At 74.5% G+C, this 13,266-nt stretch carries 13 protein-coding genes and 1 tRNA gene; 7 read left to right on the top strand and 7 right to left on the bottom strand.

Translation table 11 applies throughout. The features are described from left to right. The coding region (locus ACFVXK_RS31405) for an NAD(P)/FAD-dependent oxidoreductase (RefSeq protein WP_389618308.1) at positions 1–1,466 on the bottom strand (1,466 nt) is incomplete at its 3' end. A 290-nt stretch (positions 1,467–1,756) separates the two neighbouring features. On the opposite strand from ACFVXK_RS31405, the gene ACFVXK_RS31410 reads away from it, so the two are divergent. Continuing rightward, on the top strand, positions 1,757–2,179 hold the full coding sequence (locus ACFVXK_RS31410) for a hypothetical protein (RefSeq protein WP_389618311.1): 423 nt from the start codon (positions 1,757–1,759) through the stop codon (positions 2,177–2,179). A gap of 11 nt (positions 2,180–2,190) precedes the next feature. Here the strand turns inward: ACFVXK_RS31410 and ACFVXK_RS31415 are convergent, their stop codons facing one another. Further along, entirely contained in the window at positions 2,191–2,994 is an 804-nt protein-coding gene (locus ACFVXK_RS31415; protein ID WP_389618313.1) for a helix-turn-helix domain-containing protein, read from the bottom strand. Between the two features lie 143 nt (positions 2,995–3,137). Here ACFVXK_RS31415 and ACFVXK_RS31420 point away from each other — a divergent pair, with 143 nt between their 5' ends. Further along, positions 3,138–3,443: a 4a-hydroxytetrahydrobiopterin dehydratase gene (locus ACFVXK_RS31420; RefSeq protein ID WP_389618316.1), complete on the top strand. Its 306-nt coding sequence runs from the start codon at positions 3,138–3,140 to the stop codon at positions 3,441–3,443. Positions 3,444–3,473: 30 nt separating this feature from the next. Here ACFVXK_RS31420 and ACFVXK_RS31425 read toward each other — a convergent pair whose 3' ends face one another. From ACFVXK_RS31425 to ACFVXK_RS31440, 4 genes are all read right to left on the bottom strand, one after another. Further along, on the bottom strand, positions 3,474–3,875 hold the full coding sequence (locus ACFVXK_RS31425) for an RICIN domain-containing protein (RefSeq protein ID WP_389618340.1): 402 nt from the start codon (positions 3,873–3,875) through the stop codon (positions 3,474–3,476). A gap of 103 nt (positions 3,876–3,978) precedes the next feature. Then, positions 3,979–4,821, bottom strand: coding sequence for an aldo/keto reductase (locus ACFVXK_RS31430; RefSeq protein WP_389618319.1), 843 nt, complete (start codon positions 4,819–4,821; stop codon positions 3,979–3,981). A gap of 291 nt (positions 4,822–5,112) precedes the next feature. Continuing rightward, the gene (locus tag ACFVXK_RS31435) at positions 5,113–6,936 is read right to left on the bottom strand and encodes an AMP-dependent synthetase/ligase (RefSeq protein ID WP_389618322.1); all 1,824 of its coding nucleotides are present in this window, start codon (positions 6,934–6,936) and stop codon (positions 5,113–5,115) included. 502 nt (positions 6,937–7,438) lie between these two features. Next, positions 7,439–8,290, bottom strand: a complete 852-nt coding sequence (locus tag ACFVXK_RS31440; RefSeq protein WP_045951979.1) for a LysR substrate-binding domain-containing protein — start codon at positions 8,288–8,290, stop codon at positions 7,439–7,441. Between the two features lie 146 nt (positions 8,291–8,436). On the opposite strand from ACFVXK_RS31440, the gene ACFVXK_RS31445 reads away from it, so the two are divergent. After that, complete coding sequence (locus tag ACFVXK_RS31445; protein WP_389618326.1) at positions 8,437–9,489, top strand: bile acid:sodium symporter family protein; 1,053 nt, start codon at positions 8,437–8,439, stop codon at positions 9,487–9,489. A gap of 61 nt (positions 9,490–9,550) precedes the next feature. Continuing rightward, a complete protein-coding gene (locus tag ACFVXK_RS31450; RefSeq protein WP_389618329.1) occupies positions 9,551–9,931 on the top strand; it encodes a (2Fe-2S) ferredoxin domain-containing protein in 381 nt (126 codons plus the stop codon). Between the two features lie 9 nt (positions 9,932–9,940). Here ACFVXK_RS31450 and fdhD read toward each other — a convergent pair whose 3' ends face one another. Beyond that, complete coding sequence (gene fdhD / locus ACFVXK_RS31455) at positions 9,941–10,786, bottom strand: formate dehydrogenase accessory sulfurtransferase FdhD (RefSeq protein WP_389618332.1); 846 nt, start codon at positions 10,784–10,786, stop codon at positions 9,941–9,943. A 221-nt stretch (positions 10,787–11,007) separates the two neighbouring features. Here fdhD and ACFVXK_RS31460 point away from each other — a divergent pair, with 221 nt between their 5' ends. From ACFVXK_RS31460 to ACFVXK_RS31470, 3 genes are all read left to right on the top strand, one after another. Beyond that, entirely contained in the window at positions 11,008–11,949 is a 942-nt protein-coding gene (locus tag ACFVXK_RS31460; protein ID WP_389618334.1) for a beta-ketoacyl-ACP synthase III, read from the top strand. A gap of 139 nt (positions 11,950–12,088) precedes the next feature. Further along, positions 12,089–12,173 (top strand) — tRNA-Leu (locus tag ACFVXK_RS31465). Positions 12,174–12,257: 84 nt separating this feature from the next. After that, on the top strand, positions 12,258–13,266 hold a 1,009-nt coding region (locus ACFVXK_RS31470), incomplete at its 3' end, for a serine/threonine-protein kinase (protein WP_389618337.1).

Here is a 13,266-nt window from a genome sequence, read left to right on the forward strand (position 1 = left end):
CCCTGGGGGCCGCCCGCAGGGCCGGTGCCGCCCGCCGCCGCGTCCAGTCCGGCGACCGCCCGCTCGGCGGCCGTCAGCGGCGGGCCCTGGAGGGTCCCCCGGGAGGAGGGCCGCAGCACCCGCCAGAGCACCTCCGGGCGGAACCAGGCGGTGGGCGGGCTGGTCATCGTGATGACCTCGAAGAAGGCGGCCGTGAGCGGCTCCTGGACGGTGGCCCCGGCCATCAGCCGGTTCACGTACGCGTCCAGCAGCCCCACCCCCGGCCTCGGGCGCACACCGGTGGCTCCCGGGTAGAGGATGTCCTGCGAGGTGGCCAGGCTCCAGGCGGCTGCCACCTGCGGGGTGAGCGCACGCTGCGCCGCCCTGCCGAAGCCCGGCCGCGCCAGCGCCCCGGACCGCAGCAGGGCGCGGACGGCGAGCAGCCCCTTGGCGGCGACCGACATGCCCTGCCCGTAGAGCGGGTTGAAGGTCGCCACCGAGTCCCCCACGGCGAAGAAGCCGTCGGGCAGGGCCGTCCGCTCGAAGTGCAGGCGCCGGTTGGCGGTGCTCTGGGTGACGGCCACGTCGCTCAGCGGGGTCCGCCCTTCCAGCAGCCGCCCCACGACCGGGTCGCGCAGGTCCTTGGCGAACGGGACGAAGGCGTCGGGATCGCCGGTCGGCTGCCCGCCCCGGGTACCGGAGAGGGTGGCCTGCCACAGGCCGTTCTCGATGGGGACGATCGTCGCGGTGCGGCCGGGTACGGGAACCCGGGGGTCGGACTGGACGTTGACGATGGGGAAGTCCAGGGCGTGCGCCCCTGCGGGCGCCCGGAAGATCCGTGTCGCGTAGACCAGCCCGGAGTCGACCTCGGCCTGCGGGACGACGCCCGCGCCGAGCTCCTCCAGCCAGAGCCGGGAGCGCGACCCCCGCCCGCCCGCGTCGACCACGAGGTCGGCGTGGAGCAGCCGGCCCGCCTCCTGCGGCGTGTCGACGCGGACGCCGGTGATCCGCGCGGCCGTGCCCTCCAGGCCGCGCACCCGGCTGCGCTGGAGCACCGTGACCCCGGGCAGCGCGGTGACCCGGGCGCGGACCACGGAGTCCAGCAGGTCGCGGCTGCAGGAGACGGTGAACTGCTTCTCTCCGTAGCGCGGCAGCCAGCCGTGGGCGGTCATCGTCACCACGTCGGTGGGCAGCCGGCGCCGGATCGCCCCGGCCGCCGTCCAGGCGTCCGTGACGCCCGGCAGTATCTCCTCGATGGCGCGCGCCCCGCCCGACCACATCACGTGCACGTGCCGCGCCTGCGGCAGCCCGCGCCGGGGCTCCGGGCCCTCGGGGAGGACGTCGGCGTCGACGACCGTGACCCGCGCGTGCTCGGCGAGGACGGCCGCCGTCAGCAGGCCGGCCATGCTGGCCCCGATGACGACGGCGTGGCGCGGCGGGGAGGACTCGTCCCGGCCGTGCGCATCGCGGCGGGTGGCGGCTCGCACCGGGAGGTTCTCCGTATGTCGACTGGACGTTCGAGGGGGCTTGGTGCGGTGCAGCCTAGTCCCCGGCACCGCGCCGTTCCAGCGCATCCCCAACATTCGCGCCATACGGACGAGTAGGTTTTCGGCCGCCCCGGAATGTCCTGTTCAGGACCGGTCGGCCACCATGACCTGCGAGGTAATCGACCCCGCACTTCCCCGGCGGCACAGTGGAGCCATCGGGCCCGGGGCCGCGCACTCGGCCCCGGGTCCCGACTCCCCGGCACCCCCGACCTCGATGGAGGCTGATCGCCATGTCCGCGACCCTGCTCGCCGGCTTCGCCCGGACCACCGTCCCGCAGACCGCGCTGCGGCGCTTCCTCGCCCTCGACGCCGTCGTCACCACCGGCAACGGACTCGCCTACGCCGCCTTCTCCGGCCCGCTGGGCCGCCTCCTCGGGGTCGGCCAGACGACCCTCTTCGCGCTCGGCCTCTTCCTGACCGCCTTCGGCGCGGGCGTCGGCCGGCTGGCCTCGCGCCGCCGCCCGCCGGTGTTCCCGGTGCGGTTCGTCATCGAGGCCAACTACCTCTGGGCCGTCCTCAGCCTGCTCTCGCTCGTGCTCTGGTTCACGCCGACGACGGCCGGGGCGGTCTGGATCCCGGCGCAGGCCCTCACCGTCGCCTCCTTCGCCCTCTTCCAGCAGCTGGCACTGCGCGCGACCGCCGCCGCCCGCTGAGGAGGAGCGGCTCAGCCCAGGGCGCGCAGGTACTTCACCGTCGCCGGGTCCGCCGGCAGGAAGGTCTCGATGGCCAGCTCGGCGACGGTCACGTCCATCGGCGTGTTGAAGGTGGAGATCGACGACACGAACGACAGCACGTGCCCCTCGTGCTCGATGCGCAGCGGCAGGGCGATGTACGGCACGGGCTCGTCGGGACCGGTGTCACCGGGCCGCTCCGCCACCGGGTACGCGGCCACCTCCTCGTACAGGGCGCGCAGCGGCGCCGACCGGGCCAGCGCGATCTGCCGTTCCATCTGGGCCAGCAGGTGCCCCCGCCACTCCCGCAGGTTGTGGATCCGCCCGGCGAGGCCCTCCGGGTGCAGCGTGAGCCGCATGGCGTTCAGCGGAGGCGCCAGCAGGTGCTCCGGGATCCCGTCCAGCAGCATCGCGATGCCCCGGTTGGCCGCGATCACCGTGTACGTCCCGTCCACCACCAGCGCCGGGTACGGCTCGTAGCCGGTCAGCAGCCGCTCCAGTCCCTCGCGCAGGGCGCCCATGGACGGGTCGTCGAGCGGGGTGTGCGCGTACCGGGGCGCGTAACCGGCCGCCAGCAGCAGCGCGTTGCGCTCCCGCACCGGGACGTCGAGGCGGTCGGCCAGGCGCAGCACCATCTCCTCGCTGGGCCGGGAGCGGCCCGTCTCGATGAAGCTGATGTGCCGCGAGGAGGAGTCCGCCCGGCCCGCCAGCTCCAGCTGGCTGATCCCGCGCCGCACCCGCCAGGCACGCAGCAGGGGACCCACGGAAGGGGCGTCCGCCGAGGTCGAGGTCGTCATGCCCACGACGTTAACCGAGGGGCACCGGCGCGGCGGAAGCACCCGGGCGCACCGGCGCGGGAAGGGTTCACTCCGGCGCGCACCGTGGAAAACTGACTGCACATCACGGACGCGGACGAGCAACGAGCACGAGGAGGCTGCGGATGCCCAGCGAACCGCTCTCGCAGAAGGAGATCGAGGACCGGCTCCGGGAACTGCCCGGATGGGCCTTCGAGGACGACCGGATCCTGCGCACCTACCGGGTGGACACGCACCGCGCCGCCAGCGCGCTCGTGGCCCACATCGCCGTGGTCCAGGACGAGTTGAACCACCACTCCGACCTCACCCTCGGCTACAACACCGTCCGCCTCGCCGTGAACAGCCACGACGCCGGAGGCCACGTCACCGAGACCGACTTCGCCCTGGCCGAACGCGTGGAGGCGCTGGCGCCGGCCCACGGCGCGAACTGACCCGGCCCCCCCGCCCGCGCGGGGGGCCGCTCACGCCGGCTCCAGCCGCCACCACTGCGACGGCGAGTCGCCGTCCTCGGCCTGCCGGGCCCGGCCCTCGGCGTCCGCCTCCAGCAGCAGGCCGCTGATGCACGCCACCAGCGAGACCACGCCCGGATCCTCCAGGTGCTCCTCCACCACCCACTCCTGGGCGCCGAAGGCGTTGGCCCGCCACACCTGCACCCGCGCCTCGCTGTCGGTCGAGGCGTTCGCGACGTCGAGGCGCCGGCCGTTGTCCTCGCTCACCACGTGGAACACCCCGGCCCCGCTGTGCGTCGGCACGAGCCGCCACCGCCGGGCGGCCTCCGGCGCGGGCGGCCCGTCGGGACCGACCCGCACCCGCGAGGCGCCCTCCAACTGGAGCACCAGCCCGCTGCCCTCGTTACGGATCAGGTAGAGGCCCTCACGCGGGCCCGGACGGCCGGGGCCGTGGCCGGAGCCGGCCGAGGACGCGGCGGAACCTGCGGAGCGGGGAGCGTCCACGTCCACGCCCGCTTCAGACGTCGAAGACGGCCGGGTCCGGACCGATGCGGCGCCCGTCCGCGCCCAGCGCGTCCAGCGCCGCCATGTCCTCGGCGTCCAGCTCGAACCCGAACACGTCCAGGTTCTCCCGGATCCGGGACGGGGTCACCGACTTCGGGATCACGATGGTGCCCAGCTGGAGGTGCCAGCGCAGCACCACCTGCGCCGCGCTGCGCCCGTGCCGGGCGGCCACGGCGGCCACCGCCGGGAGCTCCAGCAGCTCCTTGCCCTGGCCCAGCGGCGACCAGGCCTCGGTCGCGATGCCGAGCTCGGCGTGCAGCGCGCGCAGTTCGGGCTGCGGGAACAGCGGGTGCAGCTCGATCTGGTTCACCGCCGGGACCAGGGGGCTCTCGGCCCGCAGCCGCTCCAGGTCCGCCGGGCGGAAGTTCGACACGCCGACGGCCTTGGCCCGGCCGCTCACCGCGATCTCCTCGAAGGTCTTCCAGATGGTGAGGAAGTCCTCGCGCATGGGGCGCGGCCAGTGGATCAGGTACAGGTCGACGTGGTCCAGGCCCAGCTTGCCGAGCGAGTCGTCGAAGGCGCGCAGCACCGCGTCCCGGTCCCAGCGCTGCTCCGGACCGTTCCACAGCTTGGTGGTGACGAACAGCTCCTCGCGCGGCAGCCCGGAGCCGGTCACCGCCCGGCCGGTACCGCGCTCGTTGCCGTAGACGGCCGCGGTGTCGACGCTGCGGTAGCCGGCCTCCAGCGCCGTCCCGACGACGCGCTGCGCCTCGGCGTCGGGGACCTGCCAGACGCCGAAGCCGAGCTGGGGCATGAGCGAGCCGTTGTTGAGCTTGACGTTCGGGACCTGGTGCACGGTGGGTGTTCCTCGGGGTCGGCGCGGTGCGGGGTGCGCGGTGGCGCACGGGGGCCACAACCGGCCGCCCGCGCACCGTATTCCCGCCGGCCCCCGCCCCGTCCCCGCACCACCCGGACGGCCCAGCCCGCGCCGTCACCCCCGCGCACACCTCCCTCACGAAGGCCACGTCGTGCTCGTCCAGCAGCAGCACCCGCGGCGGGTCGGCCACCGCCCGGGCCGTCGCGGGGGTCTGGGGGGAGAGAGCCTCCTGGAAAGGGCGATCCGTCAGGCAGGGGTGGGGAGGGCCCGTCAGGACGGGTAGAGGTCCGCGATCTCCCGCGCGTACGCCGACTCGATCGCCCGCCGCTTCAGCTTCAGCGAGGGCGTCAGCAGCCCCCCTTCCTCCGTGAACTGCCCCGCCAGCACCCGGAAGGCGCGGATCTGCTCGGCCTGCGACACCAGGGTGTTGGCCGCCACCACCGCCCTGCGCACCTCCGCCGTCAGCGCCGGATCCCCCACCAGCTGCTCCGCCGACCGCTGCGCCAGCCCGCGCATCGACAGCCAGTGCGCTATCCCCTCCATGTCCAGCGTCACCAGCGCCGTGACGAACGGCCGGTCGTTGCCCACCAGGACGCACTGGGACACCAGCGGATGCGAGCGCACCCGCTCCTCCAGCGCCGCCGGCGCCACGCTCTTGCCGTTCGAGGTCACCAGGATCTCCTTCTTGCGCCCGGTGATCGTCAGATAGCCGTCCCCGTCCAGTCGCCCCAGGTCCCCGGTCGCCAACCAGCCCTCCCGCAGCACCTCCTCCGTCGCCCGCGCGTCCCCCAGGTAGCCGGAGAAGACGTGGCGGCCGTACAGCCACACCTCCCCGTCCTCGGCGATGTGCACCGTGGTGCCCGGGATCGGCGGCCCCACCGTCCCGTACTTCACCGCCCCCGGCGGGTTCGCCGTGGCCGCCGCGCACGACTCCGTCAGCCCGTACCCCTCGAACACGGTGATCCCGGCGCCGTCGAAGAACAGCCCCAGCCGCCGCGCCATCGCCGACCCGCCCGACATCGCGTGCCGCAACCGCCCGCCCAGGGCCTCCCGGACCTTCCCGTACACCAGCTTCTCGAACAGCTGGTGCTCCATCCGCAGCGCCGCCGAAGGCCCCGGCCCGGTCCCGAACGCCTTCTGCTCCCGCGCCTGCGCATACCGCACCGCCGTCTCCACCGCCCGGTCGAAGGGCCCCGTCCGCCCCTCCGCCTCCGCCGTGCGGCGCGCCGCCGCGAACACCTTCTCGAAGACGTACGGGACCCCCAGCACGAACGTCGGCCGGAAGGCGGCCAGATCGGGCAGCAGCTCCGAGGCGGACACCGCCGGCTGGTGCCCCAGCTTGACCCGCGCCCGGACGGCGGCCACCTCGACCATCCGCCCGAAGACGTGCGCGAGCGGCAGGAACAGCAAGGTGGACGGCTGCTCGCCCGGCCCCGCCCGGAACACCGACTTCCATCGGGCGACCAGCGTGTCGGCCTCGAACATGAAGTTCGCGTGGGTGAGCACGCACCCCTTGGGGCGGCCCGTCGTCCCCGAGGTGTAGATGACGGTGGCGACCGCGTCCGGGGTCACGGCCCGCCGGTGCCGGTGCACCACGTCCTCGTCCACCCCCCGCCCGGCCGCCACCAGTTCGGCCACCGCCCCCGCGTCGAGCTGCCACAGCAGCCGCAGCTGCGGCAGCCGCTCGATCACCGAACCGACCGTCATCGCCTGGTCCTCGTCCTCCACGACGCACCCGGTGCAGGAGGAGTCGTACAGGATCCAGTGCACCTGCTCCGCCGAGGACGTCGGGTAGACCGGGACCGGCTGGGCGCCGATCGCCCACAGCGCGAAGTCGAACAGGGTCCACTCGTAGCGGGTGCGCGCCATCACCGCGACCCGGTCCCCGAACCGCACCCCCTGCGCCAGCAGCCCCTTGGCGAGCGCGAGCACCTCCCCGGCCAGCTCACCGGAGGTCACGTCCCGCCACACCCCGGCCGTCTTGCGTCCGAGCGCCACCCCGTGCGGGTCCTGCCCGGCATGCTCGAAGACCACGTCGGCCAGGCCGCCGGCCGGCGGGCCGCTGACCACGGGTGGCACGGTGAACTCGCGCAACGTTCCGCTCCTTGGGTCCCGGGCGCCGAGACGCTACCCCACCGCCCCCTCCGCCCGGCACCCCTGCGGAAACCTCCACAAGATCCCCTCGCACGCAAGACCGCCCCACCTGCGAGGTCACCCGCCCGCCGGCCGAAGGGGTGCCCCCGGACCCGCCGCCCCGGCCGCCAGGCCCCCCGTACCGCACTGCCCGGCCCCGGACGGCGCCGACGTCGACAACCTCTTCCACATCAAGGAACGGATCATCGGTTTCGTCGACGCGGACGGGTTCCCGTTCACCGGAATCGTCTCCCCGCCCTTCAAGGCGCCGGCCGTCGGCGCGCACACCACCACGGTGTTCTTCACCCTCGGCGCCGAGCACTGCGACGGCGCCGGGACCGACCGCGAGGTGAACCGCCTGCCGGCCCGCACCCACGCGTACACGGGCAACACCCCCTTCGAGGTCCAGCCCCGCCCCCGCGACCAGCACCCCCGAGGCCTGCCCGGCCAGCCCCGCGCCGCCCTACGCCGGCCGGCTCAGCCGGTCGCCGCCCGCCAGGACGGCGGCCGCCAGGGCCTCCGCCGCCGGGGTGGGGCGGCGGCCCTGGAGCAGGGCGAACTCCACCGGCCCCAGCTCCGGCAGCCCGCCCACCCGCACCAGACCCGGCGGGATCAGCCCCCGGGTGTGCGCCATCACCCCGAGCCCCGCACGGGCCGCCGCGATCAGCCCGCTCAGGCTCCCGCTCGTACAGGCGATCCGCCAGGCCCGCCCCTCCCGCTCCAGCACCTCCAGCGCCCGCGCCCGCGTGATCCCCGGCGGAGGGAACACGATCAGCGGCACCGGCCGCTCCGGATCCAGCCGCAGCCCCTCGGCCCCGATCCACACCATCCGGTCCCGCCACACCAGCCGGCCCCGCTCGTCCCCCGGCCCGCGCCGCTTGGCCAGCACCAGGTCCAGGCGGCCCTCGTCCAGCCGCTCGTGCAGGATGCCCGACAGCTCGACCGACAGCTCCAGGTCCACCTCGGGGTGCTCGTGCCGGAACCCCTCCAGGATCTCCGGCAGCCGCGTCAGCACGAAGTCCTCCGACGCCCCGAACCGCAGCCGGCCCCGCAGCCGCGTCCCGGTGAAGAAGGCCGCCGCCCGCTCGTGCGCCTCCAGGATCGTGCGCGCGAAGCCCAGCAGCGCCTCCCCGTCCTCCGTCAGCGCCACGCTGTGCGTGTCCCGGGCGAACAGCGGCCGGCCCGTGGCCTCCTCCAGCCGCCGCACGTGCTGGCTGACCGTGGACTGCCGCACCCCCAGCCGCCCCGCGGCCTGGGTGAAGCTCAGCGTCTGCGCCACCGTGAGGAAGGTGCGCAGCTGGACGGGGTCGTACACGCCCCCAGCGTAGTACCGCTCATCACGGCACGCGATGGCAGTCAGAGCGGTGTGCGCATTTCCCGATGACCGCCGAACGGCGACGATGGAAGCCGCCCCGCCGCCACCGGGCAGCCCCCTGGAACGACAGCAAGCGAGCCCCGCCCATGCGACGCCCCCGACTCCCCGCCCGGCTCCCCCTGGACCCCTACGTACTGGCGCTCCTCGCCACCGTGGGCCTCGCCGCACTGCTCCCCGCCCGGGGCCCCGCCGCCACGGCCGCCGACGGCGCCTCCACCGCCGCCGTGGCCCTGCTCTTCTTCCTCTACGGAGCCCGGCTCTCCACCCGTGAGGCCCTCGACGGACTGCGCCACTGGCGCCTCCACCTCACCGTGCTGGCCTCCACCTTCCTGGTCTTCCCGGCCCTCGGCCTGGCGGCCCGGCTCCTGGTCCCCACCCTGCTGACGCAGCCCCTCTACAACGGACTGCTGTTCCTCTGCCTGGTCCCCTCGACCATCCAGTCCTCCATCGCCTTCACCTCCATCGCCCGCGGCAACGTCCCCGCGGCGATCTGCGCCGGCTCCTTCTCCAGCCTCGCCGGCATCGTCGTGACCCCCCTGCTCGCCGGCGCCCTGCTCGGCGGCGACACCGGCGGGTTCTCCCTGGACTCCCTCCTGAAGATCGTCGTCCAGCTGCTGCTCCCCTTCCTCCTCGGCCAGGGCCTGCGCCGCTGGGTCGGCGGCTTCCTCACCAGCCACAAGCAGGTCCTCGGCTACGTCGACCGGGGCTCGATCCTCCTCGTCGTCTACGCCGCCTTCAGCGCGGGCATGGCCGCCGGGGTCTGGCACCGGGTCAGCCTCCCGCGCCTTGGCGTGCTGATGGCCGTCGAGGCCGTGCTCCTCGCCGTCATGCTCCTCGTCACCTGGTACGGGGCCGCCCGCCTCGGCTTCGGCCGCGCGGACCGGATCGCCATCCAGTTCGCCGGGTCGAAGAAGAGTCTGGCCGCCGGACTCCCCATGGCCAGCGTCCTGTTCGGCGCGCAGGCCTCCCTGGCCGTGCTGCCGCTGATGCTGTTCCACCAGATGCAGCTGATGGTGTGCGCCGCCCTCGCCCGCCGCCGCGCCGGCGACCCGCGGGAGCCGGACGGCACCCAACTCGCCGACCCCCCTGTGGCGGAGGTCTCGCCCCGGCCCCAACACCCCGCCGCGCGGGGCCGGTAACGTGCGGCGGTGACCTGGATACGCCCGCTCGCCGCCCACGCCCCCCCGCCCCTGCACCCTCGTGGTCTGCCGGGGTTGCTGCTGCGGGGACCCCCGCAAGAACCCCGGCACCGACCACGCCGGCCAGCTCGCCCGGCTCCGCGAGGCCGCCGACGCCTCCGGGGGCCGGCTGGCCGTCCGGACCAGCGACTGCCTCGGACCGTGCGAGCGGGCCAACGTGATCGTGGTCCAGCCCACCACCGAGGCCCGCCGCCGGGGCGCCCGCGCCGTCTGGTTCGGCTGGGCCCTGGACGACACCGCGACGGAGGAGATCATCGCCTGGGCCGAGTCCGGCGGCCCGGGCACCACCCCGCTCCCCGCCACCCTCGACCTGCACCGCATCGACCCCCCGGAACCGAAACCGGCCGAGTCCGCACCCCGCCGGGGCAGGCGCCGCAAGTAGCGGGACGGCCTAGCCGGCGTCGGGGGCGGGCAGGAGGATCCGCTCCTCACCCGCGTAGATGTTCATGTCCGGCCCCCGCAGGAAGCCCACCAGGGTCAGCCCCGCGTCCGCCGCCAGGTCGACCGCCAGCGACGACGGCGCCGACACCGCGGCCAGCACCGGGATCCCGGCCATCACCGCCTTCTGCGCCAGCTCGAAGGAGGCCCGGCCCGACACCAGCAGCACCGCACCGGCCAGCGGCAGCCGGCCGGCCTGCAGCGCCCGCCCGACGATCTTGTCCACGGCGTTGTGCCGCCCCACGTCCTCCCGCACGTCGAGCAGCTCGCCCTCCGCCGAGAACAGCCCGGCCGCGTGCAGCCCGCCCGTGCGGTCGAAGACCTTCTGCGCCGCGCGCAGCCGGTCCGGCAGCTCCGCGAGCAGCTCCGCGCGGACCCGGACCGGATCCGCCGCGAGCCCCGGGAAACGGGTCGCCGTGCGCACGGCGTCCAGGCTGGCCTTGCCGCACAGACCGCACGACGAGGTGGTGTAGACGTTGCGCTCCAGCGTGATGTCCGGCACCGGAACCCCGGCCGCCAGCTGCACGTTGACCACGTTGTAGGTGTTCGAGCCGTCCTCCGTGGCCCCCTCGCAGTAGGTCACGGCCTGGACGTCCGACGCCCGCGCGATCACGCCCTCGCTGGCCAGGAAGCCCGCCGCCAGCGCGAAGTCGTCGCCGGGGGTGCGCATCGTGATGGCCAGCGGCTTGCCGTTCAGCCGGATCTCCAGCGGCTCCTCCGCGACCAGGGTGTCCGGCCGGACACCGGCCGCCCCGCCCCGGACCCGTATGACGCGGCGCCGTTCGGTGACCCGTCCCATCGCGACCAACCCCGCCGTTCCGTGCTGTGTCGTACACCCGAGCGTGCACCTGACGAGCACATTCTCCCGGATCGCGGACGGGCCCGGTCTCCGGGCTGGGGGATGCTCGGAATTCTCCAAATTCCGAGGCCCCAATCCTGTCGGGTTGCACGCAGACGTACTCGCCGGTAGCAGGAGAAGGTGAATGATCCTGTCTGCCGTAACAAAGGGGGATCCCGCCCATGACCGGTTCACGCGTGGTGGCGCTCGGGCACTACCAGCCCGCGAAGGTGCTCACCAACGAGGACCTCGCGGACATGGTCGAGACCAGCGACGAGTGGATCCTCTCCCGCGTCGGCATCCGGACCCGGCACATCGCCGGCCCCGACGAGCCGGTCGACGAGCTGGCCTACCAGGCCGCCGCCAAGGCCCTCGCCAACGCCGGCCTGATCCCCGACGACATCGACCTCGTCCTCGTGGCCACCTCCACCGCCATCGACCGTTCCCCCAACATGGCCGCCCGCGTCGCCGCCAAGCTGGGCATGGCCAGCGCGCCCGCCGTGATGGACCTCAACGTCGTCTGCTCCGGCTTCACCCACGCCCTGGCCACCGCCGACCACGCGATCCGCGCCGGCTCGGCCACCCGCGCCCTGGTCATCGGCGCCGACACCATGGCCGGGATCACCGACTGGACCGACCGCACCACCTGCGTGCTGACCGGCGACGGCGCCGGAGCCGCCGTCGTGGAGGGCTGCGAGGAACCGGCCGTCGGGCCGGTGCTGTGGGGCTCGGTCCCGGAGATGGGCCACGCGGTGCGCATCGAGGGCACCCCGCCGGTCTTCGCGCAGGAGGGCCAGGCCGTCTACCGCTGGACCACCAGCCGGCTGCCCGCCCTGGCCCGCCAGACCTGCGAGAAGGCCGGGATCACCCCCGAGGAGCTCGCCGGGGTCGTCCTGCACCAGGCCAACCTGCGGATCATCGAGCCCCTCGCCGCCAAGATCGGCGCCGTGAACGCCGTCGTCGCCCGCGACGTCGTCGACTCCGGCAACACCTCGGCGGCCAGCATCCCGATGGCCCTCTCCAAGCTGGTCGAGCGCCGCGAGATCCCCAGTGGCGCCCCCGTCCTCCTGTTCGGCTTCGGCGGCAACCTCTCCTACGCCGGCCAGGTCATCCGCTGCCCCTAGGGGTGTCCGGCGGGAAACGTCCGGCCGCAGGTCAGCGCGGCGTGGCGGGCCGCGGGCCGGGCCGGATATCTGGTCGGAGGGCCGCCGATCCCCTGCTATTGTTGTCCATGTCGCCGCGGGAAACCGGGGTCGGCCACCGGTCCGGGTGGCGGAATGGCAGACGCGCTAGCTTGAGGTGCTAGTGCCCTTTATCGGGCGTGGGGGTTCAAGTCCCCCCTCGGACACACAGACAGAGAACCCCACTTCGGTGGGGTTCTTTTTCGTGTTCCGGAGCGGAGCCCGGTGGCCGGATCCGCCGGTGCGGCATCATGGGCCCGACCGGGTCGAGGGGGAACAGCGTGCCGCAGGACGCACCGCGCAAGGACGTCGTGATCGCAGGGCGGTACCGCCTGGGGAAGAGGCTGGGCCGCGGCGGCATGGGCACCGTCTGGAAGGCCTCCGACGAGCTCCTGGGACGCGCGGTCGCCGTGAAGGAACTCCACGTCGGCGAGGGGAAGGAGGCGACGGGGGCCCTGCGCGAGGCACGTACCGTCGCGCAGATCAAACACCCGCACGTGGTCGTCGTGCACGACGTCGTCGAGGACGACGGCCGGCCGTACATCGTCATGGAACTCGTCGAGGGCGGCTCCCTGGCCGACCGCCTCGCCGCCGACGGTCCCCTGGACGCCGCCGAGACCGCCCGCGTCGGACTGGCCCTGCTCGGCGCCCTGAGCGCGGCGCACGAGCGCGGGGTGCTCCACCGTGACGTCAAACCCGCCAACGTCCTCATGGAGGCCGGAACCGGACGGGTGGTGCTCACCGACTTCGGGATCGCCCGCCTCGCCGGTTCCACCACCATCAGCGAGACCGGCGCGTTCGTCGGCTCGCCCGAGTACACCTCTCCCGAACGGATGCAGGGGGCCGCCGCCGGGCCCGCGTCCGACCTGTGGTCCCTGGGCGCCCTGCTGTGCGCCGCGCTGACCGGCGAGTCCCCCTTCCACCGCGACTCGCTGGGCGGGGTCCTGCACGCCGTCGTCTACGACGAGATCCGCCCGCCCGTCCAGGCCGGACCGCTGGCCCCGCTGGTCCGGGGCCTGCTGGAGCGCGACCCCGACCGCCGGCTGGGGGTGGCGGAGGCCCAGCGCATGCTCTCGGCGTACGTGACCACCGGCAGCCTCCCCCTCCTCGACCGCGCCCCCGGCCCGTACCGGCCCGCCGCCCCCGCCCCGGGCGGGTACTCGCCGACCGAACGCGTCGCGGGCCGGAGCGGCCCCCCGACCGCGCCCGCGGCCGCGCCCGGGCCCGCGCCCGCGCCCCGGGCGGGGCTGCGCGTCGCGC

This window comes from Streptomyces sp. NPDC058157, assembly GCF_042884105.1.
Lineage (GTDB): Bacteria > Actinomycetota > Actinomycetes > Streptomycetales > Streptomycetaceae > Streptomyces.